The organism is Solibacillus sp. FSL W7-1436, assembly GCF_038007305.1.
Lineage (GTDB): Bacteria > Bacillota > Bacilli > Bacillales_A > Planococcaceae > Solibacillus.
In genome coordinates this window covers 3,011,628-3,032,754 of the sequence record NZ_JBBOWV010000001.1, presented here as the reverse complement: position 1 = coordinate 3,032,754, position 21,127 = coordinate 3,011,628, and the positions used below count along the sequence as shown (strand labels likewise).

The window sequence follows — 21,127 nt, the reverse complement described above, 5'->3', positions numbered from 1 at the left end:
AATTCTCTTAAAAAATGAAGAGGCATATAGTAAACATTCCCCCCGTTTACTATACATCTCGGTTTAATTCATCTATTCAATTTCCAGCAATTCGTTTTTCCGCAACTCATACTGGCTGAAATCATTCGCTAAATAGCTGTTTTCGAAGATCGCTTTCGCTTCTTCCAAAAACGGAATGAGATCATGCTTCAAAAACCGGGCGCTTATATGATTCAACAGCAAATGTCTCGCCTGGGCCTCTTTCGCGATTTTGGCCGCTTCTGTATTCGTCGCATGTCCATACTTGCCCGCCAGCTCAATTGTGGAATGGTCAAAGGTTGCTTCATGTACAACAACATCCGCATTTTGTGCTAAACGGATACTGTTTTCGCAATACTTTGTATCGCCTAAAATTGCAACAGTGAACCCTTGCTGTGGCGGTGACGTCACATCACTGCTTTCTACAACAGTGCCATCTTCCAGCTGTACTGAATGACCTGCTTTTAATTGACCTAATAACGGACCTTTTGGTACACCTAACGTCAAAGCCTTATCGATCAGCAGCTCGCCCTGCATCGGCTTTTGTTCAATCCGGTAACCGAAACACGGGATCACATGCTGCAACGGCAGTGCACGTACCGTAAACTGCTCATCTTCAAACACGATGCCATCTTTTACTTCGACAAATTCTATCGGATATGTTAAATGGGTTTTTGATATTTGCAATGTTTGTTCAATCCATTGCTGTAACCCGGCCGGCCCGAAAATTGTGAGCCTGTCCTCCCCGCCTAAAAAAGACCGGGAGCTTAAAAAGCCGGGCAGTCCGAAAATATGGTCGCCATGTAAATGCGTAATAAAAATTTTATTAATTTTGCGCGGTTTAACCGTTGTATGCAAAATTTGATGCTGGGTCGCTTCCCCACAGTCAAACAGCCAAATCGAGCCGCATTCTTCCAGCAATTTGAATGCGATCGAACTCGTATTGCGCTCTTTTGAAGGCATCCCTGCACCGGTACCTAAAAATTGGATCTGCATGTCATTTCCTCCTAACACGAGATTAGTTTGCCTCATGTAGAAGCTATTTACTATCGTTGTCTTTATTATAGTTCGCAAACAAGTTTATGCAAAGCAAAAATGGCCCGTGCTTCTTCCTTTGAAATCATTTTATCCGGATAACAAATTTCGAAATCGTCCTCATGTAATGTCACATTTTCCACAAAGCCCGTATCCGTCACCGTAACGAATAGTCCAACACCTTGCACTAATAATCCATACTCTGGCTCAATGCGTCTAAACTCGACTAAATAGCATCCTCATCACGTTCCACTGACTGTAACTGCAAACGATCTTGCCCAAACCTTTTTTTAGTACGTTCAGCTATTTCAATCACTTGCTCCTTCGTCACATTATCAAGTTCGCCTTGCCCATTAAACGTCCCTGAACAAAACTGTCCGTCGTGATGATACACCTCTGCTAGCAGTTGTCCTTGTGCATCATAATAATACAGCATATCTTCCTCTGCTCGCTTTGAGGCAATTTCCCCTGTAATAAATGGTTCTATGTATTGATGCATACTTAATCCTCCTTGCTTTTCATTCACATATCGCCTCTTCTACTAACTTTCGTACATGGTTTTCTTGCTGTAAGTCTACTCGATTTGTCACAATAGTAAAACCGTACGCATCATGTTCAGATAAAAGTATTAGTTCACTTTCTTGTAGCTCTATATAAGGGAAACCGTCCCTATACGTGATTGAATCAGTTTGCCGAATTGCCCAAAATAGATTATCGAAAGCGTAACGGAACCACTCACTAAATGCTTCATTAAATCATTTTCATTACGTATTTCTACTGTAAACGCAGGCACTTCTGCTTGAAAGCATTTACGTCCGATTTGCGTGGGTACGGTTCTTCCCGAAGGCTTATACATAATTGGTATATTCGTATCGGCTAAAAACTCATCAATGGCATCGTAATAGCTTTCAAAATATAAATAAAATGGATACGTAAACTGCTGCTTCGCAAAGTGGCACAGTCGTATAATCGTTTCCTCCACATAATCGTGCGCCTCACCCGACACAGCATAAGCGACTAGCCAATTGTGCACTTCCCCCCAATGAGGCGCTCTGTTTCAACGAGCGTTGTTGCAATAAGTTTCATCATTAATCTTCCCAAAAAAATATGGCATCCCACACTAAATATTGCCCTCGTGATCGTGACAATGTGCGGATTTTTTCATCAAATGGTAACGGCTTGTCCACGTCTTGTAATTGTAAAATCGTAAAATGGTATTTCATCAGCAAACGTGTTAAATCATTCGCTAATTGCCTGTACTTGTCGTCAATAAGTAGCTCCGGGAAATCAACCATCGTGCCGCCAACGCCATGATCCTCGCCTTTGTCATTAAAGCGTCGCCATTGCCACGCATCATTGACAATGGCAACGACAGGCGCAAGTCGGCTAATGAGCACGAATAAGCCACGTCGGTCCTCCTCGTGTTCGCCGTTTTCCTCTGTCACTGTGACAAAATCATCGGTGTAGCACATGAGAAGGATATACGACGCATAGCCGCTGCCAAAATGATTCGCCTCCATCGTGTAGCGGATTTTGGCACGCGTCATATCATCAAGTAGTGGCTTTATGAAATCTACTAGCACATCATCATCCTGCTCTGAATATGGATATTGCGCACTAATCGTTTCACGCCGAATCACCTTTTTTAGTTGGTCATCTGTAAACATCTTTACACCCCCGCTAATCGCTCCCTTAACAAACATGCTTTCTAAACGTGCTTGCCAGATTTTTCAATGGCAAACACGAGTCCACACCACGTACCATATGCGTCCGTTACGCTGTTTTCATAATATACTTCAAGATCCACCGATAGCTCAAATGTCGCATCAAAATACTCGTTATCTGCTTGCCAATTTACATTTTGAATGGCCATTTCGACTTCTCTAGCATCAGTTAACGGTATTTCGACTTTTTCCTCATTAAAAAAATTGAAACTTGACCCACCTTCAAAATAACGGAATCCTCATCTTTATTTCCAGCAAATGCTCCACCTGCTTTCCTATTCGTCACGTTTATAAATACGTACCAGCTCATCAAAAATCGTACCAGCGTAAAAATGTGTGCGTTCCAATTGAAGCTGCTCACACACCGTATATAAAAACCAAAGCCACTGGTCGTCGTTTTCTTTCATCGCCTGCTTGCCACCTGCCTCGATAAACGGCACGACGATGTGCTTGTGTAACGTTTTAAAATATTCAACCGCCTCACGTGCCCCGGGCCAATTCATATCTTGAAACAGCTCGACCATTTTCGGGAAAGCTGCGATATTGTACGGATAACCAATTGCCTCCACAACCTTCATGCAATTTTGCCAATGTGGCTTATTCGCTAATTCAAAAAGCTTACCTAAATCGTTTAATGGGGCATGGTCGATTAAATAGTCGATTGCCTCTTGCTGCGTTTCTTTCGGTAAATGCCAATGCAGCTCGTGTATGTATGTATTTAGCGTTCGATCATTCATTTCAGCAGCTCCTCCTATTTAGAATATCCAAACTATTAACAGCTTCCCTTACTTAAACAGGCTTAATTGCTCACCAGGTCCTGCAACGATTAATATTTGATCATCCTCTGCTTTGGCTTTTAGCTGCCAGCTTTCAAATGGACCGTTATCTCCAATTACTTTTAACTTCAAACCTGAACCAAATGTTAACAATAAATTATTCGGCTCAACTAACTGAACTGACGAAATTTTCCGACGAGCTAAAGTTATTAAATAGACGATCTTCTCACTCGTCTCAGGTGTTACATAGGTCGTCTCCTCATTTTGAACTAGCTCAAACGCGCCTTCAACCGTTAGCCTCACCTCTTCATAAAAACTGTTATCGCACGACAGCTCATATGCAGGTCCCCAAAAATGCAAGCTATCAATCGTTTGATGCAAGCAACAGACTTCAAGTAGCTGTTGTATATATTTTTGCTCCGTCATCTATTACCCCTCCATTTCTTTAAAAGAATATTATATACTAAAAATGGTAATATGTAGGTATTTAAATACAAACCTATCCTATATCAAGCTCTTTACAGTTTTATTAATGGGAAGTTATATGTTAATTATATACATTTTCTTGGGTGTAGTAACTTACTTTGTTATTAAAAAGAAACTTTCAAAAGGAACCAAAACTTGGAAATGGATGCTTAATGCAACAAACATTTCAAAAATCGTTCCCAAACATGAACTGCAGTTCATGTTTGGGAACACATTCAATAGGCACGAACGTTGTTAAATCAACGTTTTGTGCCCTTTTATATAAACATTTGTTATGAGGAATTTTACTTACTCAACAATATTTGCCGATTATTGAAATAAAAGACGAAACCCTGTTGGATTCCGTCTTGAACAGTCATAATATGACATTATATTCTGTTGTTACAATCTTCAATTAAAACGTACGCTCATACCAAGCCTTCGCTTTTTGTACTTCATTCATCGTCAGCTGGTGACCGTTCGATTCCCATTCCAATGTCACGTTCGCTCCTGCATCCGTTAAGTAACGCTCCAGATCAATCGCTTCTTGCTGAGGGCAAATCGGGTCATTCACTCCTGCTGCGATAAATACTTGTGTGCCGTCTTGTTTCGCAACAGTTGCTTCGTGATTCGGAACCATTGGATGATGAAGAACCGCACCTTTTAATGCATTTTCATATTCAAATAACAGATTTGCTGCGATATTGGCACCGTTTGAATAACCGATCGCAATAATGTTTCGACGGTCAAAACCGTATTCACTTGCTTTCTCGCCGATAAATTCATACAGTTCTTTCGTACGGAAAGCCAAATCTTCCATATCAAATACGCCTTCAGCTAAACGTCGGAAAAACCGTGGCATCCCGTGTTCTAAAATATTACCGCGTACACTTAAAACCGATGCTTCCGGATCAATGATTTCTGACAGTGCAAGCAGGCTGTTCTCATCTCCGCCTGTACCGTGCAACAGTAAAAATACCGGCTTGTCTTCTTTACCTTTATTAAAAATATAGTTCATCGGACATTCTCCATTCTCGTTTTGATAGTCGTATTATTCGTATTCTTTTTCGATAGTTTTTGTTGAGCGTACTGTATCAATCGGACGCACAACACTTTCAATATAGTCGCGTTTGCTCTCAAGGAATGGCGGCAATGAAAGGATTTCCCCTACTGTTTCATATGGCTCATCACCCATGAATCCTGGACCATCTGTTGCCCATTCAAATAAAATCCCCGGCGCTACACGTGCATAAAGCGATTCAAAGAAGAAACGGTCTACATAGCCTGACGTACCGAACCCGAAGCTTTCAAGACGCCCGATCCATTCACGCAACACGGCTGTATCTTCTACACGGAATGCTGCATGGTGAACTGTACCGAAACCTTGACGGCCTGGCTGTAATACCGTATTGTGCTCGACAATAACAGATGCCCCGTTTCCGCCTTCTCCTACTTCAAATAAGTGCAGTGAATCTTCTTCGCCTGTTTGACGCATCACTAAGACTTTTTCAAGAACTTCCTTGAAATAATCAAAGTTCGAAACGCGCACATGAATCGGACCTAATCCTGTAATCGCAAACTCTAATGGAATCGGACCTTTTTGCCAAGGTGTACCTGAAGCGATCCCTTCATTGTTTTCATCTGAAATGAGCATATATTGCTGATCATCGAAATCGACGAACGATAATGTTTGCTTACCGAATAATGGTTTAATGCCTTCATGCTGTACTTTCAGACGGTCAAAACGTTTCACCCAATATTCCAGTGCTGCATCATTTGGTACACGGAAAGCTGTTTTGTAAATTTCGTCCGTACCGTGACGACCTTTCGGAATTCCCGGGAAATCAAAGAATGTCATATCTGTTCCTGCAGATCCTTTATCATCCGCAAAAAACAGGTGGTATGTTTGAATATCATCCTGGTTAACTGTTTTTTTCACTAGTCGCATTCCTAATACATATGTGAAAAATTCATAGTTTTTTTCTGCACTGCTCGTAATAGCTGTTACGTGGTGGATTCCTTTAATATGGTTCATCTGTATTGCCTCCATTTTCTCGATATCGAGATATTAGTTTAAGAAAAATGCACCGAGCCCGATGCTTGTAGTCACTTTAGTGTTTGTCCGCATGGTGTCCCACACGCTTTAAATAGTCTGTTAAGTTTTGCAGTTCTTCATCCGATAACACATCAAAAATCGATGCAATCTTTTCTTCATGCGATGGGAAAATCGATTCAATCATCTGTTTTCCTTCATCCGTTAACGAAACAAACGTAACACGACGATCTGTCGGACAGGCAACACGTGCAACGAGATTTTTTTTCTCCAGTTTATCGACGACATACGTAATACTGCTGCTTGCGATTAATACTTTTTTACCGATGATTTGAATAGGCTGATCTCCTTTATGATAAAGCAATTCCATCACGGCAAATTCCGTTAAATTCAGATCATGCTGCTGGATATCTTTTTTCGTCGCTTCTTGAACGGAAGTTTGAGCCCGATGCAAAACAGTAAATGCTTTTAATTGTTTGTCATATTTACTCATAAAGTACCCTCCTCCCTGTTATCACGAATTCATTTATCTTTAATTCGAGATAAATATACCATGTATAAAATGCAGTGTCAAACAAAAAACGTTCCAATCCAGTTCTACACTGAATTGAAACGTTTCTTCTATTCACATATTAAAACTTGGCGTTCGAATTTCCCTTTTTTCAATACGGCTCTATCAATAATTGTTAAACCGGCTTCATGAATTTTATCGTCCATCGACTCGATTGTCACAATGATAACCCGTTTTGCGATCCGACGGGCATTTGTAATGATGCTTTGCTGCAGCTCACCTGTGATATGCGTAAATAAATTGTACGGCATATCAATAATTGCCACATCATAGCCTTCACTTGCCTCTTCAATTGGACCGATCTCCACATTCGGTTCATAGCCGAAGTGACGAAGATTAATCCGGGAACCCCACACAACACGTTTATTTATGTCGCGCCCTTCAATTGCAATGCCCATACTCATTGCTTCCACAAGCACCGTACCAATACCGCAGCAAGGGTCGATCACCTTCAAGCCGTCCGGAAACGGTACCGCGATATTGACAATCGCACGGGCATCCCGTGTACTCAGTGCCGTAGAGTACATTTCAGGCTTTTGCATATGCTTCAGCCACACCGCTTCTCCGTATGTAAGCTCGCCTAAATAGTAGCGCTCCTCGTAAATAACTAGACCCAATACTACGTCCGGATTTACAAGTTCCGGTTCGGCATTGATAGCCGAGCTGAGGCGCATCATATAGTCGTTCCGGATCGCTCGGTTAAGTTTCGGCGTAATCGCATCAGCACTATTATTTAAACAGTGAATTTTGAACGTCTTTTGTCCAAGCTCCAGCTGTGCCGCCATTTCTAGCAGTTGCTCTATTGAATTCGCTTCATGGAAAACAGCTAACCTTGAACGCATATAAGGACTACGGCTCGGCTCTATTTTTTCTTGGCTAATTAGAACATTTCCTTCCACGTGAAAGTTAAAAAATGTGCGCATTTCCAAACGTGAAAGTTCATATTCATCTCTTTGCCAAGTAAAACTATATAAGTATTTTTGCGTCATCTATTTCTCGACTGTCGATAATAATTGCGCAACTAATTGGTAAATCATTTCACATACTTCTGTAATCGTCATCTTCTCATGGAAGCCTTCAATGCAGTCAACCGCAATGTTCAGTTCCCAAAGCCCTTCTTGACCGGAGAACGCTGCACTGCTGCTTCCTAATGCAGATTTCACGTTGTCTTTCAAATATTGACGAATTACTTCACCATGTTTCTTCTGCAGTTTCAAGCCGAATAATGCCGTATACAGATTAAATGCATCATCAAATTCAAGCGCTACCGCATCGATGCGAATATCGTTGAATTGTGCACATTCCACGTAAATAAATTCACCTTGGTTGTCCTTTAAATAGTGGATCGGTGTAGATGCAAATTCGTTACTTTCCGCTGTAATTGTATCTTCAGTTTCTTTACTGCAACGTTCTAATACTTCTAAATGTAATTGTACCATGATTATAATTCCTTTCGATTCCATATTCGCCCATTAAAAAATCACCTAGTCCAGTATACATGACTATTGTTTAAAGCGCATTAGAAAGAAATTTCTTTCAAGACTGTAAACCTTGTATTTATGAATGATTCATTTTTTCTTTATGCTGAACTTTCACGAATGCCGCACCCGATTTCATAAATGAATAAAGAACTACGATACAGAAACTAAACAATAATGTTCCTGTAAATACAAAGCCTGATGTTCCTACCAGATCAAGTGCACCTAATAGTGAAGACCCTGCGACTACTCCAATGGAGAAAAACGCATAAAAATAGCCGTATGCTTTCCCGCGAGTCTGTTCAGTCGTTGCTTCAATTAATATGGCATTAATAGAAGGGAATAAAAATGCAAACCCGATGCCATACAGTGCAAGTATTGCATACAGCCATGACATTTCCGTTGTCAGACCGATGCCGATTTGAGCAAGTCCGAGTAATAGCACTCCGACAAACAATGTCACTTGCGGATTCAAATAATCGAAAATCTTGTTCGTCGGTAATATAAAGATCAGGACAGCAACAATTCCGAATACACTTAGTAATGTACCGGATACTCGCGAGCCATACCCTAAATCCTGTACGTAAATCGGTAATAAATACGCGAGAACACCTTGTGAAAACATAAGGAAAAATGCGCCGCCATATGCTTTTAAAATACCGCTGTTCCAATTGAACTTTTCGGTTGCCTGCAGTTTTCTCCGTTTTGGTAACGGTGATTTGCGTAAAAACACGAACAGGCCGACCAATAAGACAATGCCATATAGTGCAACGATTGCTAGCACATTCGGCACTGAAATTTTGCTTGCTAGAATACCGCTTGAAGCAGGACCTACAATCGCCGCAATGCCGACAAACGAACCTGTAACCGCGCTTCCGCTTCCCTGTTCGTTCGATGCACGCATATTCGCAAGCAATGTAAAGGCTGCTGGGGTAATAAACCCGCTACTGAACCCGTGTATGCAGCGGACGATTAAAAGAGCCGTCGCATTATCGACAAGCTGGTAGCATAATAGCGAAATCGCAGACGTCAACAAACCGAATACTAATATACGGAATGCCCCAATTTTATCGGTGAAAATACCGGAGAAGATATTGCCGAATGTATTCATAAATGAATAAAGACCAACGACAATCCCCGCGATAAATGTTGTCGCGCCGACCGATAATGCATATGTACTCATAATCGGCAGCTGGACGAACAGATCGAAAAACGAGAAGAAAATGATGGCATAGACGAGCCAATGTTTCGGAAATGGCTTTGTATGTAATAATGGCTGCATTTTCTTCAGTTGATAGTCGAATAGAAAATTGCCAAATGGAATAAATGCGACCAGCACACTTAGCAATGACCAGCCGATATGCCATTGAATGCGCAGTTGCACGATGACGATTGTGAGAAAATAAACCATAAAAATACCGCCGTGTACGCTGCCGTTTACCGTCACAAATTGCGGTAAATCTGCGAAATACTTAAGCGGCATGGAAATAAGTAATAGCGTAATGAGCGAAATCCCATCGAGTAAGCCCATTATTCGTAAAAACCGGATCGGATGTATACGCATAGTGTCCTCCTGAAGCATAATATCAACCCTATTATAGCATGGGTCTTTAGCAGTTACCTAACTAAATGAAAATTATTCTCATAACACTATGTACGAGTTTGGGAGAATTTAAACATTGCTTTATGGAATATATAAAGAGAAGGGAAATCTGCTTTAAGCAATTGATTTCCGTTGCGGGGACGCTTTTCAGGGTGCACGAGGCCAACACGAAGTTGGTCACAAAAGCGTTGCCACAGGATGTGGGGTTCTTAGCTTTTGTTCCATATCTCTCCCACGTGCTTGTCCCCCAGGAGTCGCCCCTCCACTCCAATCAATTATAATATTCTTCTTCCATTAACTTTGTCCAAAAAGTTCATTTTGTATGATCTTCCAGAAAGTCCTTGCTGAAGCTTGTTTTTGAAGCGTAGCTTTTTGATTTCACCCGGACACCGCGTTTAATGGCTCCTTTTCCGAACTTCTTCTCAATCGTATCGACCAGTTCCAAAATCGGCTCGTCTTTTATATGCTGTTCAAAATTAAACAGACTGAGCTGCTGGGTCAGTTCAGACTGATCGACAACATTGGAAACGGTAATACCAACCAGTCGGACAGGCGTTTCATCCCAGTTTTCAGTAAACAGCTTCCACGCGATTTCAAATATTTCATCTGCTTGATTGACAGCGTTCCGCAATGTCTTACTGCGCGAAGCATTTTGCCAGTCAAAATTGCGTATTTGAATCGTCACCGTTGTCCCCGCCAAATATTTTACTTTCAGACGTTCGGATACACTTCTGCTCAGCTTTTCGAACGTTTCTTTCAAAATATAATATTCGGTTTCATCCCTTGGAAGTGTCGTCGAATTCCCGACGCTTTTCGTATCAAATATAGCGTTCGGGTCAACCGGCCGCGAATCAATGCCGTTTGCACGTTTGATAAGTCGAGCCCCATTTTTCCCTAAATTCCGTATTAACAGCCGTTCATCCGCTTGCGCCAAATCACCGATTGTAAAAATATTGAACGTATTTAACTTCTTCGCTGTTTTCTCCCCTACCCCATGCATTGTCACGACTTCCTGGGGCCATAAAAGCTCCGGCAGTTCGCGAATTCTCAAGATCGTAATTCCGAGCGGTTTTTTCATGTCAGAAGCTGTTTTGGCGAGGAACTTATTAGGGGCAATACCAATCGAGCACGGCAAATCAAGTTCATGTAAAATACGCTGCTGAATTTCCTCTGCTAGCTGGAGCGGATGCTGTGATTTCGAGCGTTCCGTTACATCCAGATACCCTTCATCGATCGAGACAGGTTCCACTAGATCCGTATAGCTTCGTAATATGGAGAAGATTGCCGCACTAGCTGCCCGGTATTTTGGGAAATCTGGAGGCAGTAACAGCAGTTCGGGACATTTTCGCTTTGCTTCCCCGACATTCATCGTCGTATAAATCCCTTTTGCACGTGCTTCATAAGAGCTAGTTACGATAATGCCGCGCCGCTCTTTAGCATTCCCTGCAACAGCTATCGGTTTCCCTTTCAAACTCGGATCATGCGCCTGTTCGACAGATGCATAGAAACTGTTCATATCTAAATGAAAAATAATTCTTGCCGCCATTTTCCCCACCTCCTTTACCGAACAGATTGTTATGAATACTATTTTACTACATTATTCATATAATGGGGTAAACGCTGAATTCATAAAATAAATGGAATTTTTTCGTTAACCAAAATAAAAATTCCCCATTACCTAAATCTTTACGGATTAAGGAATGAGGAATTTCATCAACTATATTTTTTTGCTATATTGAATAATTTTAAAAATTTTTACTCAGTCACATCACGCTTCATAAAGTAAACGAACGTAATCGCCAGGAAGATAATCGCATATACGATATTGACAATTAGCGAGAACGTAAATGTTAATCCTTCAATCATCGGCATATTTCCAGGTGCATAAAACGATAAATCATTTGCAAACCAGACGTATTTCGCAAAATCATATTGAGCGATAAACATTGTCGCTGTCGAACCCATCAATAAGATGAACAGCGATAAACTTACCGCCAACGTACTTGAGCCGAAAATCGTACCGATCATGAACGCAAATATAATCGTCATAATTGTAGAACCGAGTGAATAAAGCGTTGTTTTAACAAACGTATTTTCCACCGTTTCCTGTACAACCTGCCCATCAACAACCGATAACGCAATTGCGCTGTCCGTACCGAATAATGCCATACCGACAATCAATGCGACAACGATTCCAGCGGCAAATAGTACAACTCCATAAAGTATAGACGCAACAAGTTTCGAAAGTAGAATTTTCCATCTTGCAACAGGACGAGTCAGCAGCATTTTAATCGTACCCGTACCAAATTCAGATGAAACGATACCTGCCGCAATTACGACAGTGAAGATGCTTGTTACCATGATTGTCAATGTTAACGATAAGTCCATATGTTCCGTAAATGTCATTGCATTTGATGGGGGTAAATCATTGGCGATACGGTATTCAATCATCGCAACTTCATCATTGAAATACTGCTCATCTTCCGGCATCAATTCTCCTGAGGCAAGCATTTCTTTCGGATGTGCCAATAATTCTTCATTTGCTGCCAAGCGCGCTTCTTCTGTACTTGAATCCACATCATAATATTTGTTCATCCCTGCAACAAATACGATTAATACAATTAATAGTCCGCACATGATCCATGCATTTTTTTGCGACCACATTTTGATCCATTCATTTTTAACGAATTGCATCGATTGCACCTCCACCTGTCATCTCGATAAATTGATCTTCAAGACGTTTTTGAATCGGCTGGATCGTATAAAGATCAATGCCCGATTCAACGAGTTTACGAATAAGTGCAGGCACTTCTTCTTTTGTCAGATTGATTACATAGCCGCCATTCTCTTTTGTTAACGGCTCTTCAAACATCGCCTGAAGCTGATCCGGTTGACCGACTTCAATGTAATATTGTGATGCCGCGACATGCTGCAGTTCACGAATATCAATCAGCTCACCATTTTGAATAATCGCGATCCGGTCTACCATTAACTCGATTTCGGATAAAAGGTGACTCGATACAACGATTGCGACATTGTCCTCTGCCGCTATTTTGCGTAGATACATACGGAATTCACGGATACCCGCCGGATCCAGACCATTTGTCGGCTCATCCAAAATCAGAAACTTCGGACGGTGCAGCATCGCCTGTGCCAGTCCGAGGCGTTGTCGCATCCCTAACGAATACGTTTTCACTTTTTCATGTATACGATTTTGCAGTCCGACTTGTGCTACAACTTCATCAATACGCTGTTTTGTTACGCCTTTATGCATACGGGCAAAGTGCTGCAGGTTTTTATACCCTGACATATATTTATACATTTCCGGGTTTTCAACAATAACACCGATATTACTGATCGCTTCTTCATAATTTGTCGACAGTTGTTTTCCATCGATGATTACTTCTCCTTTTGAAGGATACATTAACCCCGTCATCATACGGATCGTTGTAGTTTTCCCCGCCCCGTTTGGACCCAAGAAGCCTGTGATTTGACCCGGATAAAAGTCCAGATTCAAGTCTTTAATAATGTGTTTGCCTTTAATCGTTTTGTTCAAATTTTTAATTTCCACAATTGGCTGTGACAATTGCCCACACCTGCTTTCTGCTAATTCTTCTATTACAAGCATTTACTTACGTATATGGACGCAATATGTTATAGCTTGAATGACTTCACTATGTAATAGATTCTAATTACTATACTGGATGAGTATGGAAAAAGTTTCATTAAATTATAATTCGGGCGAATCGAGTAGGAGGCTAGCCATTAATTGGCTAGCCGACCTCTCACACCACCGTACGTACGGTTCCGTATACGGCGGTTCAATCTTTTGAGTATCTTCGCTCGTAAAGTTGGGACAGGTCTTTCAGTCCCCACTTTACGAGCCTTTTATTTGGAATGGCTTGGTGTAAGACCTCACTTCGTGATATTCGCCAGTACCCTTTTCTTGAATGCGCTGTTTTCATCGCTTCATCATGTCGAATTCCGTATTGGCGTAATTTCGCGTATTTTGTTCGAGGTAACTTCCACCGTTTCCATATTAATTGACGTAAGCGATGGTTTAACCATCCTTGAATTTCTTTGATGAACGTTTTCATATTGGAAACTCCGTAGTAGTTAATCCAACCAACCGTTGTTTGATTGATTCTTTTCACAATCTCACTAAATGTCCCTGTTCGTTTACGACTCGTCAGTGTTCTTAGCTTATCTTTTAGCCGTTCCTTGGCGGACTTGATTGGTCGGTATCCAACTTTCCCCACAGATTTTGTAGATGAAATCCTAAGAATGTAGCTGCTGTTGCGCCACATACTTTACTTTTCTTCTCATTGATTGTGAGACCCAGTTCATCTTCGATAAATTTCTTCACACTTGTCATGACCCGTTCACCTGCTCTTGGCGACTTCACATAAATCACGAAATCATCCGCATAGCGAATGAATCGATGTCCTCGTTTTTCTAATTCTCTATCTAGCTTGTTTAAGTACACATTTGCTAGAATAGGAGAGAGTGGACCACCTTGAGGTGTACCTTCTGTCGTTTCAATGAGGATATCCTTGTCCAATATGCCTGAGCGTAAGAATTTCCATATTAGCTTAAGTACTATTTTATCTGTTATGAATTCTTCCAAATAAGCTCGTAGTCGCTGGTGATGAATCGTATCGAAGTAACTTTTCAAGTCACAGTCCACCACTGTTCGATAACCTTCCTCGTAATATTTCTTAGCGAGGGCAATTGCCTGGTGTTGGTTTCGACCTTTTCGAAAGCCAAAACTTTTGTCTGAAAAGTGTGGATCAATAATTGGATGGATTACTTGTAAAATGGCTTGTTGCACAACTCGGTCTAATACACATGGTATACCTAGATATCGTTTGGAGCCATCCGCTTTTGGGATAGCTACCCGCTTCACTGGTTGTGGCTGATAGGAACCATCTTTTAATTTCCTTTTCAATGGTTCTTCATATTTTATTAAATGCGCTTTCAGTCCATCAACTGTGATACCATCGATTCCAGGTGCTCCACCATTCCCTTTTACTTTCTTGTATGCGTTCCATAGGTTTCTATGAGACGTTACTCTGTCAATTAAATTGATACTTTCTTGTTTCTTCATTTCCATGTTTACATCCCTACACACTCTTATGTACTCTTTCGCTTCCAGCTTATCCCTCTATAAGTAGCCATCTGTTCGGTCTATACCTTGATGTTTTCTGTGTTTTGGCGGGATGTCTCCACCTCCTTGTTTCTTTCAAGATTAAAAGATTGTTCGGCCCTTCATCTTCGGTCGAAGACTACTATGGCTTCTGCTGACTTCTCTTGATTCATCTATTTATCACTAAACAAATTGTTAATTGAATAACCCTCAAGAGACCTCCCCGGGTAAGCACAACCGCCTTCCTCTCATGTAACTGCCAGATTTACTGTATGGGATTTGGGCAGTATTGGACTTCGCTTTGTTTAGCAAGCTCATCCGTCCCAAGTCAGCCTTTTATCTGATTTCTGTTCGTCAGTTCGAGAGTTTGCGTCCGACTTCCTTCAGATTCCACGTCACCATGGACACCCTTGTCTTTCGCTAACAGTTCCTACTGCCAAGCCTGTAGTGGACTTTCACCACCAAGCTGTTGTGCATGCCGGGCACACTAAAAAAACCTCATCAGGTACTCTGATGAGGCGAAACCAGTTATTAATATTCTCCAACCCATTCGTCTTTTAAAAGACCATAGACCGCATGATCCACATAGTGGTCGTACAGCCATTCCGCCTGACGGATTGTTCCTTCGTGCATAAAACCAAGGCGCTCCGCAATATGACGACTTTTCGTATTGTTCACAGCAGCATGAATTTCGACTTTCCCCAGCTTATATTCGTTGAAGGCGATATCAATGATGCCTTTCACAGCGCGTGTCATGATGCCTTCTCCTTGATATTCTTCATCTAAAAAATAGCCGATCTCGCATTTTTTCAGAGACCAGTTAATCGTGTTAATCGATACTTTCCCGACAAATTGCCCTTTATAAAAAATCGCTGTATCCAGACCTTCACGCTTCGCAAATTTCCCTAAATTCATCGCGGCAAAATCGCGTGTATCCTCAACAGTTTTTGTATTGTCAACCCAACCAAGCCATTCACGTAAATAATCGCGTGAACGGTCAATGAAAGCAAAGATTTCTTCTGCATCATTTTGTGTAATTAATTTTAATTGTATTTCATTATCCACTTCATAAAAGAACATTACTATCTCTCCAATCTAAGCTTCCATTTATAACGATAAACCTTTTTTTATTTTCTTATCATATAGAGCTATTCTGAAATATGCAATTAAAATATGTAAACCTTTAATAATTTGTGTAAGTTTACCAGTTTCGTAACGGTAATTATGCATTTTTAAAAGAAAATTCGCAATATTCCCTGTTAGCATTTTGGTAAACTAACTATGAGGTGTTTATATGGAAAACAATGAACTAGCTTGGGGAAAGCTCTTAAAATATTATCGTCAAAAAAAGAAGCAAAAACAGGATGACGTTGCTTTTGGTATCTGTACTTCTTCGTATTTAAGCCGGATTGAAAATGGAATCGTTGTCGCAGAACATTCAATGTATAAGCAACTGTTTGAAAACTTGGGCATCGACTTCAATATGCTCGAACAACAACTGAAAAGCCAAACCACTTTTTTGGAACAGCTTTACGAAAAATTATTGTCGAATACCGATTTTACTGCAGATGAAATCGAACAATTAACCGCTATGCAAAACGATGAGCAGCCATTTGAACAGCAGCTGATGGCAAAGCTTGTATATGCTCGCTTCCTTTATTCGTTAAAAGAAGATGAGCAGGCGAGAACCATACTGAATGAAATCGAACCTTTTGTCAGCTGGAAAAAGGACCGGATCACTCAACTATTTGTAGCGATTACCGCTTTCGGTCATCTTTCTTTCCAGGAATTTGAGCAGTTATCCATTAAAGAAGAGAACAATCAATTGGCGCAGTTTCTATCAAATGCCCACCCATTTGAACTGGCCAACTACCATTATCATATCGCTTTTGCGAATCATCGAAGCTACAAGTTACAAAAAGCGCTTGAACATATTGAACTGGCGCAGCAGTTTTTCACCCACCAGTATAAACCGCTGTTTCAGTTGAAGCTTTACTCCATGAAGGGTGTGATTTTCAATGATTCACACAGGTACCAGGAAGCGCTAAAGGAGTTTGAGGCAGGGCTTAATTTGCTTGCGAATGTCCATTCAATCCAAACTCCGATGCAATGGAGTTCACTGCATAACAATATCGCGTATTGTTACGAATGCCAGGAAAACTTTACAGAAGCGTCCAAACATTATGAAACGGCAAATAACTACGATGAAGACCTGCATTCAGCAATCAACTGGATGCGCACATGTTTTGCAAAGAAGGATTTCAAACAGTTGGATGTACTGTTGAAGCGCTATGAGGAATATCAATTTACTGTACCCCATCATATTTATCAGCGCAGACTACTGGAGTATGCGGTTGAAAATGAACTTACGATCCGCGGATTGAAATTGCTGGAAGATGAAGCTTTTCCACATTTCAGCGAACAGCAGTATTATTCACTGATTCTGTTCTATGCTCCATTATGGGCACAGTTTTATGAACAGCTTCATGCCTATAAACAGGCGAGCCACTGCTTCAGGCAGGCACTATTTGCAAGTGAAAAAATAAGGCAGCGAATGAGCAGCTAGGGGATGATGATTTGGAGTTAAAAAAAGAGTATTTTTATTTGTGGTTCGGATTTGGCGCTTCCAAACTGGGCAGTTGGATTTATTTGATCGCGCTCAATCTTTTGGTCTGGCATCTGTCCGAGTCACCGGCAGCTGTTGCGGGCATCTATATTATCGGTCCGATCGCCCGTATTTTGTGCAGTTTTTTTGCAGGCTCCATCGTAGATAGAACGAATAAAAGGATTATTTTGATTGTTTGTGATGCTTTCCGCGCCGGGATCGTCTGTTTGATGCCGCTGCTTACGGAAATTTGGCTCATTTACTGTTTGATCTTTTTGGCCAATATCGCGGTCTGTTTTGCAAATCCGAGCAGCACATTTATGATAACAAAAATCGTACTGCCAAATGATCGTCTGCGTTTTAATGCGATCAACAGCATGCTCGGTTCAGGGAGCTTTATGATTGGCCCGGCTTTGAGCGGTGCCATTATCGCCATGAGCAGTACCGCTACGGCGATGTGGGTGAATGGGTTTATGCTGTTGTTCAGCGCATTTATGATGTATTTACTGCCAAATCAGGAGATCAAGTCGTCCACCCAATCAACTGTACTCACACTGGCTGTTATCCGAAATGATTTTAGGACTGTGTGGAAGTTTATCTCGCAACGGAAATCGCTGCTGAAATTTTTCGTTTTGTATTCAACAGCACTGATGATTTGCTTTTCACTCGATTCACAGGAAATGTCATTTTTAAAAGACTTTCATGAAGTGACAGATTCGGTATACGGCATCATTGTAGGGATTACAGGAATCGGGGCCATTGTCGGCGGCTATTTGGCTGCCCGCTTCGTAAAGAAGCTGTCACTCGTTACATACATCGGCCTCGGCTTTACATGTACATTACTTTCCTACTTTATATTTTACTTTTCGTCTAATCTAATGATAGCGGTCGCTGCGTTTATATTGCTCGGACTGTTTATGGCTTTCAGCAATGCGGGCTACGCGACATTTTACCAGCAGACTGTCCCGACTGAATTGATGGGGCGGTTCGGCAGTTCACTTGGACTGATCGAAAGTGTGATGCAGATTTCTTTAACATTAATCATCGGATTTTTGGCGGAAATCTACACGATTCAGCTCACAACAAGCATCTTCGCTTTAATCGGAGTTGTCATCGCATGTATCGTCTATTTCCATCTGTTAAACAACAAAACTTTATTTACAAAGGAGGAGCTCACTTGATTACGTACGAAGCCATTTGCTACTGGCTGTAAAAAAACGTTCTTATTATTCGGCAAGATTGCACCGGGTTGAACTTTTGTGCAGCGGGGAGGGGCCGCCGGATTTTCTAATATATCCACAGAAGTTCTAATATAATTTTATTTGTTCTAATATATTGCCGATCTTCTAATATAAGTGCGGTTTGTTCTAATATGTTTACCGGATGTTCGAATAAAGTATGTACTTCTTCTAATATCCTGCCTCGATTTTCTAATAACCCGCTCAAATGTTCTAATAAAATCCAGACACGGCCCCTTCTCATCTATTTTACTGGCAATAAAGATTCTCCAGCACCTCAAATTTACGGATTTTCTAATATCTACCCCAGTTCTTCTAATATCACTTAAATTTCTTCTAATAAACCAATCTATTGTTCTAATAAAATCCCCGCACACTTCCTTCCAGCCCTTTTCACCCGGAATAGAAGCTCTCCCCCGCCTCAAATTCAAGGTTTTACTAATATCACGCCCGTGCTCCCCGGAATGGAAATCAATTTTATTTAATGAAAAAAGCATTTTCCTAAGAAAATGCTTTTTTGGTGAATATGCCGTCTATATTTATTTTTTCCGTACTTTATATAGAACAAACAGCACTATAAACCATAACGGTGTTAACAGCAGTGAAGTTCTCGTAGACTCGGAAATTGCCATCACAACTAGTAAAAACAAGAAGAATGCCAAAATTACATAGTTGATGAATGGTGTTAAAGGTGCTTTGAAAATTGAAGTTTTATGTAAATCCGGATGACGCTTTTTATAAATAATATGCGAAATCAGAATAATGCTCCAAACCCAAATAAAACAAATCGCACTAATTGTTGTCACGATACTGAATGCATCGTCCGGCATGAAATAACTCAGCAATGCACCAATCGATACTACGACAGCAGAAAATAACAGACCATTTTGCGGCACCGCATTTTTATTTAATTTACCGTAAGCTTTCGGGCCCTGTTTATTATTACTTAAACTGAACAGCATGCGGCTTGTTGAGAACATTCCGCTATTTCCTGCAGAAGCAGCTGATGTCAGCACAACGAAGTTAATTAAACCTGCTGCAATCGGAATCCCTACCAATGCGAATACCTGAACAAATGGTGAGCTTGCTGCGCTTAATGTATCCCAAGGGTTGATTGTTAAAATGACGAATAATGCTCCTACATAAAACAGCAGTATACGAACCGGAATTTTATTGATGGCAGATGGGATATTTTTTTGCGGGTTTGCCGTTTCAGCAGCAGCTACCCCTACTAATTCAACTCCGACGAATGCAAAGACAACCATTTGGAAAGCCATTAAAAAGCCAAATGCACCGTTCGGGAATAATCCCCCATGCTCCCATAAATTCGATACAGCAACCTTGCCTGTATCTGTTTCAAAACCGATGATCAGCAACACGATACCAATTGCGATCAGCGCAACAATTGTGATGATTTTAATTAACGCAAACCAGAATTCCAGCTCTCCGAACAGTTTGACCGTCAGTAAATTCAAAATAAGTAAAACTACTAAACATGCGATAGCCGGTACCCATTGCGGGATATCGAACCAGTACTGTGTGTACATACCGACAGCGATAATATCTGCCATTGCCGTCATAATCCAACAGAACCAGTATGTCCAGCCGGTAATATAGCCTGCCCAATCCCCCAAGTATTCAGTGGCGAACTCGGTAAATGATGCATAGCCGCCTTTTGATAAAAGCAATTCGCCAAGTGCACGCATGACGAAAAATAGTGCGGTTCCAACGATTAAGTATGCAAAGATAATAGAAGGTCCTGCAAGTGAGATCGCTTTACCTGACCCTAAAAACAACCCCGTTCCGATTGTTCCTCCAATCGCTATTAACTGAACGTGCCGATTTTTCAGGTCGCGCTTTAATTCTTGTTGTTCCAAAACGATTCCTCCAAAGGATAAGTATTTTGTCTGTTTACACAGCGCAAAATAATAAGTACATCATCGCGGTCCATCAAGTAAATTTTTCTGGAATAAAAACAGGGACTGATAATATGCCAGTCCCTGTGTGTAAGAATAATCGATTTCACCTCTGTAAAATCGCGTCATGATTTTAAAAAATCTGTGACATCTATCGAGTACCTTTCAAACAATGGATTTCTACATCCATTACTAAAGTAAAGTGACTCTCATTACTCTTCTGTCCTTTTGCCTGAGATTGTGAACCCTTCGGCGACGCGGATTTTCGCGCTCTCTCCAGAAACTGCTCCCGCCAGTAGTTTTATCCACGACGATCAACGCTTGATATGTATGCAATTAGTTGCCTATAGGTCCCTGGCATCTTCCAGTTCCCTATAGTTCGCGTTCAATACTATTATTGTACGATAATTCATACTACCAATTTTTTGCCCGTCTTACAATGGACAACCGGAGCCGTTTATGATGAAAAAAAGCAATTTAATCTTATTCCCAACATAAT

The 21,127-nt window shown here is 41.1% G+C and carries 23 protein-coding genes and 1 riboswitch; of the genes, 2 read left to right on the top strand and 21 right to left on the bottom strand.

Going from position 1 to position 21,127, the window contains the following annotated elements; all coding sequences use genetic code 11:
• Window positions 1–72: 72 nt before the first annotated feature.
• The 20 genes from rnz to MKX73_RS14835 all read right to left on the bottom strand — a co-directional run bounded on the left by rnz (window position 73) and on the right by MKX73_RS14835 (window position 15,949).
• Entirely contained in the window at window positions 73–1,014 is a 942-nt protein-coding gene (gene rnz / locus MKX73_RS14930; RefSeq protein ID WP_340718131.1) for a ribonuclease Z, read from the bottom strand.
• A 65-nt stretch (window positions 1,015–1,079) separates the two neighbouring features.
• Complete coding sequence (locus tag MKX73_RS14925) at window positions 1,080–1,241, bottom strand: hypothetical protein (protein WP_340718130.1); 162 nt, start codon at window positions 1,239–1,241, stop codon at window positions 1,080–1,082.
• Window positions 1,242–1,279: 38 nt separating this feature from the next.
• Window positions 1,280–1,552: a hypothetical protein gene (locus tag MKX73_RS14920; protein WP_340718129.1), complete on the bottom strand. Its 273-nt coding sequence runs from the start codon at window positions 1,550–1,552 to the stop codon at window positions 1,280–1,282.
• Between the two features lie 150 nt (window positions 1,553–1,702).
• Window positions 1,703–2,086 carry a hypothetical protein gene (locus MKX73_RS14915; protein ID WP_340718128.1) on the bottom strand — a complete coding sequence of 128 codons (384 nt, stop codon included), beginning with the start codon at window positions 2,084–2,086 and terminating at the stop codon, window positions 1,703–1,705.
• A 55-nt stretch (window positions 2,087–2,141) separates the two neighbouring features.
• The gene (locus tag MKX73_RS14910; protein WP_340718127.1) at window positions 2,142–2,720 is read right to left on the bottom strand and encodes a hypothetical protein; all 579 of its coding nucleotides are present in this window, start codon (window positions 2,718–2,720) and stop codon (window positions 2,142–2,144) included.
• Window positions 2,721–2,761: 41 nt separating this feature from the next.
• Window positions 2,762–2,926: a hypothetical protein gene (locus tag MKX73_RS14905; protein ID WP_340718126.1), complete on the bottom strand. Its 165-nt coding sequence runs from the start codon at window positions 2,924–2,926 to the stop codon at window positions 2,762–2,764.
• A gap of 126 nt (window positions 2,927–3,052) precedes the next feature.
• Window positions 3,053–3,514: a DUF5071 domain-containing protein gene (locus MKX73_RS14900; RefSeq protein ID WP_340718125.1), complete on the bottom strand. Its 462-nt coding sequence runs from the start codon at window positions 3,512–3,514 to the stop codon at window positions 3,053–3,055.
• 48 nt (window positions 3,515–3,562) lie between these two features.
• Complete coding sequence (locus tag MKX73_RS14895) at window positions 3,563–3,979, bottom strand: DUF6188 family protein (protein ID WP_340718124.1); 417 nt, start codon at window positions 3,977–3,979, stop codon at window positions 3,563–3,565.
• A gap of 454 nt (window positions 3,980–4,433) precedes the next feature.
• Window positions 4,434–5,036 (bottom strand): alpha/beta hydrolase, encoded by a 603-nt coding sequence (locus MKX73_RS14890; RefSeq protein WP_340718123.1) that lies wholly within the window; start codon window positions 5,034–5,036, stop codon window positions 4,434–4,436.
• A gap of 33 nt (window positions 5,037–5,069) precedes the next feature.
• Window positions 5,070–6,053: a ring-cleaving dioxygenase gene (locus MKX73_RS14885; RefSeq protein ID WP_340718122.1), complete on the bottom strand. Its 984-nt coding sequence runs from the start codon at window positions 6,051–6,053 to the stop codon at window positions 5,070–5,072.
• Window positions 6,054–6,129: 76 nt separating this feature from the next.
• Complete coding sequence (locus MKX73_RS14880; protein ID WP_340718121.1) at window positions 6,130–6,564, bottom strand: MarR family winged helix-turn-helix transcriptional regulator; 435 nt, start codon at window positions 6,562–6,564, stop codon at window positions 6,130–6,132.
• Between the two features lie 128 nt (window positions 6,565–6,692).
• The gene (locus tag MKX73_RS14875; RefSeq protein ID WP_340718120.1) at window positions 6,693–7,484 is read right to left on the bottom strand and encodes a TRM11 family SAM-dependent methyltransferase; all 792 of its coding nucleotides are present in this window, start codon (window positions 7,482–7,484) and stop codon (window positions 6,693–6,695) included.
• Window positions 7,485–7,631: 147 nt separating this feature from the next.
• Window positions 7,632–8,081 carry a protoporphyrinogen oxidase gene (locus MKX73_RS14870; protein ID WP_340718119.1) on the bottom strand — a complete coding sequence of 150 codons (450 nt, stop codon included), beginning with the start codon at window positions 8,079–8,081 and terminating at the stop codon, window positions 7,632–7,634.
• A gap of 118 nt (window positions 8,082–8,199) precedes the next feature.
• Window positions 8,200–9,684, bottom strand: a complete 1,485-nt coding sequence (locus tag MKX73_RS14865; protein ID WP_340718118.1) for an MFS transporter — start codon at window positions 9,682–9,684, stop codon at window positions 8,200–8,202.
• A gap of 352 nt (window positions 9,685–10,036) precedes the next feature.
• The gene (locus MKX73_RS14860; protein WP_340718117.1) at window positions 10,037–11,269 is read right to left on the bottom strand and encodes a DNA polymerase IV; all 1,233 of its coding nucleotides are present in this window, start codon (window positions 11,267–11,269) and stop codon (window positions 10,037–10,039) included.
• 209 nt (window positions 11,270–11,478) lie between these two features.
• Window positions 11,479–12,417: an ABC transporter permease gene (locus MKX73_RS14855; RefSeq protein ID WP_340718116.1), complete on the bottom strand. Its 939-nt coding sequence runs from the start codon at window positions 12,415–12,417 to the stop codon at window positions 11,479–11,481.
• Window positions 12,404–13,309, bottom strand: a complete 906-nt coding sequence (locus MKX73_RS14850; protein ID WP_340718115.1) for an ABC transporter ATP-binding protein — start codon at window positions 13,307–13,309, stop codon at window positions 12,404–12,406. The genes MKX73_RS14855 and MKX73_RS14850 overlap by 14 nt, the downstream gene beginning before the upstream one ends.
• Window positions 13,310–13,544: 235 nt before the next feature.
• Window positions 13,545–14,030 (bottom strand): group II intron maturase-specific domain-containing protein, encoded by a 486-nt coding sequence (locus tag MKX73_RS14845; protein WP_340718114.1) that lies wholly within the window; start codon window positions 14,028–14,030, stop codon window positions 13,545–13,547.
• Window positions 13,934–14,830 (bottom strand): group II intron reverse transcriptase/maturase, encoded by an 897-nt coding sequence (gene ltrA, locus MKX73_RS14840; RefSeq protein ID WP_340718113.1) that lies wholly within the window; start codon window positions 14,828–14,830, stop codon window positions 13,934–13,936. Before ltrA ends, MKX73_RS14845 begins: the two co-directional genes overlap by 97 nt.
• Window positions 14,831–15,400: 570 nt before the next feature.
• On the bottom strand, window positions 15,401–15,949 hold the full coding sequence (locus MKX73_RS14835; protein WP_340718112.1) for a GNAT family N-acetyltransferase: 549 nt from the start codon (window positions 15,947–15,949) through the stop codon (window positions 15,401–15,403).
• 214 nt (window positions 15,950–16,163) lie between these two features.
• On the opposite strand from MKX73_RS14835, the gene MKX73_RS14830 reads away from it, so the two are divergent.
• Together MKX73_RS14830 and MKX73_RS14825 are read left to right on the top strand one after the other, a co-directional pair.
• The gene (locus MKX73_RS14830) at window positions 16,164–17,435 is read left to right on the top strand and encodes a sugar-phosphatase (RefSeq protein WP_340718111.1); all 1,272 of its coding nucleotides are present in this window, start codon (window positions 16,164–16,166) and stop codon (window positions 17,433–17,435) included.
• 11 nt (window positions 17,436–17,446) lie between these two features.
• Entirely contained in the window at window positions 17,447–18,655 is a 1,209-nt protein-coding gene (locus MKX73_RS14825; RefSeq protein ID WP_340718110.1) for an MFS transporter, read from the top strand.
• Between the two features lie 596 nt (window positions 18,656–19,251).
• Here MKX73_RS14825 and MKX73_RS14820 read toward each other — a convergent pair.
• The gene (locus MKX73_RS14820; protein ID WP_340718109.1) at window positions 19,252–20,589 is read right to left on the bottom strand and encodes an amino acid permease; all 1,338 of its coding nucleotides are present in this window, start codon (window positions 20,587–20,589) and stop codon (window positions 19,252–19,254) included.
• Window positions 20,590–20,838: 249 nt separating this feature from the next.
• A riboswitch (glycine riboswitch) is annotated at window positions 20,839–20,918 on the bottom strand.
• Between the last annotated feature and the right edge of the window lie 209 nt (window positions 20,919–21,127).

Coding starts and splice junctions, on each gene's coding strand:
- MKX73_RS14905 (WP_340718126.1), bottom strand. CDS start 2,926: ATGGCCATTCAAAATGTAAATTGGCAAGCAGATAACGAGTATTTTGAT.
- MKX73_RS14830 (WP_340718111.1), top strand. CDS start 16,164: ATGGAAAACAATGAACTAGCTTGGGGAAAGCTCTTAAAATATTATCGT.
- MKX73_RS14895 (WP_340718124.1), bottom strand. CDS start 3,979: ATGACGGAGCAAAAATATATACAACAGCTACTTGAAGTCTGTTGCTTG.
- MKX73_RS14880 (WP_340718121.1), bottom strand. CDS start 6,564: ATGAGTAAATATGACAAACAATTAAAAGCATTTACTGTTTTGCATCGG.
- MKX73_RS14855 (WP_340718116.1), bottom strand. CDS start 12,417: ATGCAATTCGTTAAAAATGAATGGATCAAAATGTGGTCGCAAAAAAAT.
- MKX73_RS14920 (WP_340718129.1), bottom strand. CDS start 1,552: ATGCATCAATACATAGAACCATTTATTACAGGGGAAATTGCCTCAAAG.
- MKX73_RS14835 (WP_340718112.1), bottom strand. CDS start 15,949: ATGTTCTTTTATGAAGTGGATAATGAAATACAATTAAAATTAATTACA.
- MKX73_RS14870 (WP_340718119.1), bottom strand. CDS start 8,081: ATGGTACAATTACATTTAGAAGTATTAGAACGTTGCAGTAAAGAAACT.
- MKX73_RS14910 (WP_340718127.1), bottom strand. CDS start 2,720: ATGTTTACAGATGACCAACTAAAAAAGGTGATTCGGCGTGAAACGATT.
- MKX73_RS14890 (WP_340718123.1), bottom strand. CDS start 5,036: ATGAACTATATTTTTAATAAAGGTAAAGAAGACAAGCCGGTATTTTTA.
- MKX73_RS14860 (WP_340718117.1), bottom strand. CDS start 11,269: ATGGCGGCAAGAATTATTTTTCATTTAGATATGAACAGTTTCTATGCA.
- ltrA (WP_340718113.1), bottom strand. CDS start 14,830: ATGAAGAAACAAGAAAGTATCAATTTAATTGACAGAGTAACGTCTCAT.
- MKX73_RS14900 (WP_340718125.1), bottom strand. CDS start 3,514: ATGAATGATCGAACGCTAAATACATACATACACGAGCTGCATTGGCAT.
- rnz (WP_340718131.1), bottom strand. CDS start 1,014: ATGCAGATCCAATTTTTAGGTACCGGTGCAGGGATGCCTTCAAAAGAG.
- MKX73_RS14885 (WP_340718122.1), bottom strand. CDS start 6,053: ATGAACCATATTAAAGGAATCCACCACGTAACAGCTATTACGAGCAGT.
- MKX73_RS14845 (WP_340718114.1), bottom strand. CDS start 14,030: ATGTGGCGCAACAGCAGCTACATTCTTAGGATTTCATCTACAAAATCT.
- MKX73_RS14875 (WP_340718120.1), bottom strand. CDS start 7,484: ATGCGTTCAAGGTTAGCTGTTTTCCATGAAGCGAATTCAATAGAGCAA.
- MKX73_RS14865 (WP_340718118.1), bottom strand. CDS start 9,684: ATGCGTATACATCCGATCCGGTTTTTACGAATAATGGGCTTACTCGAT.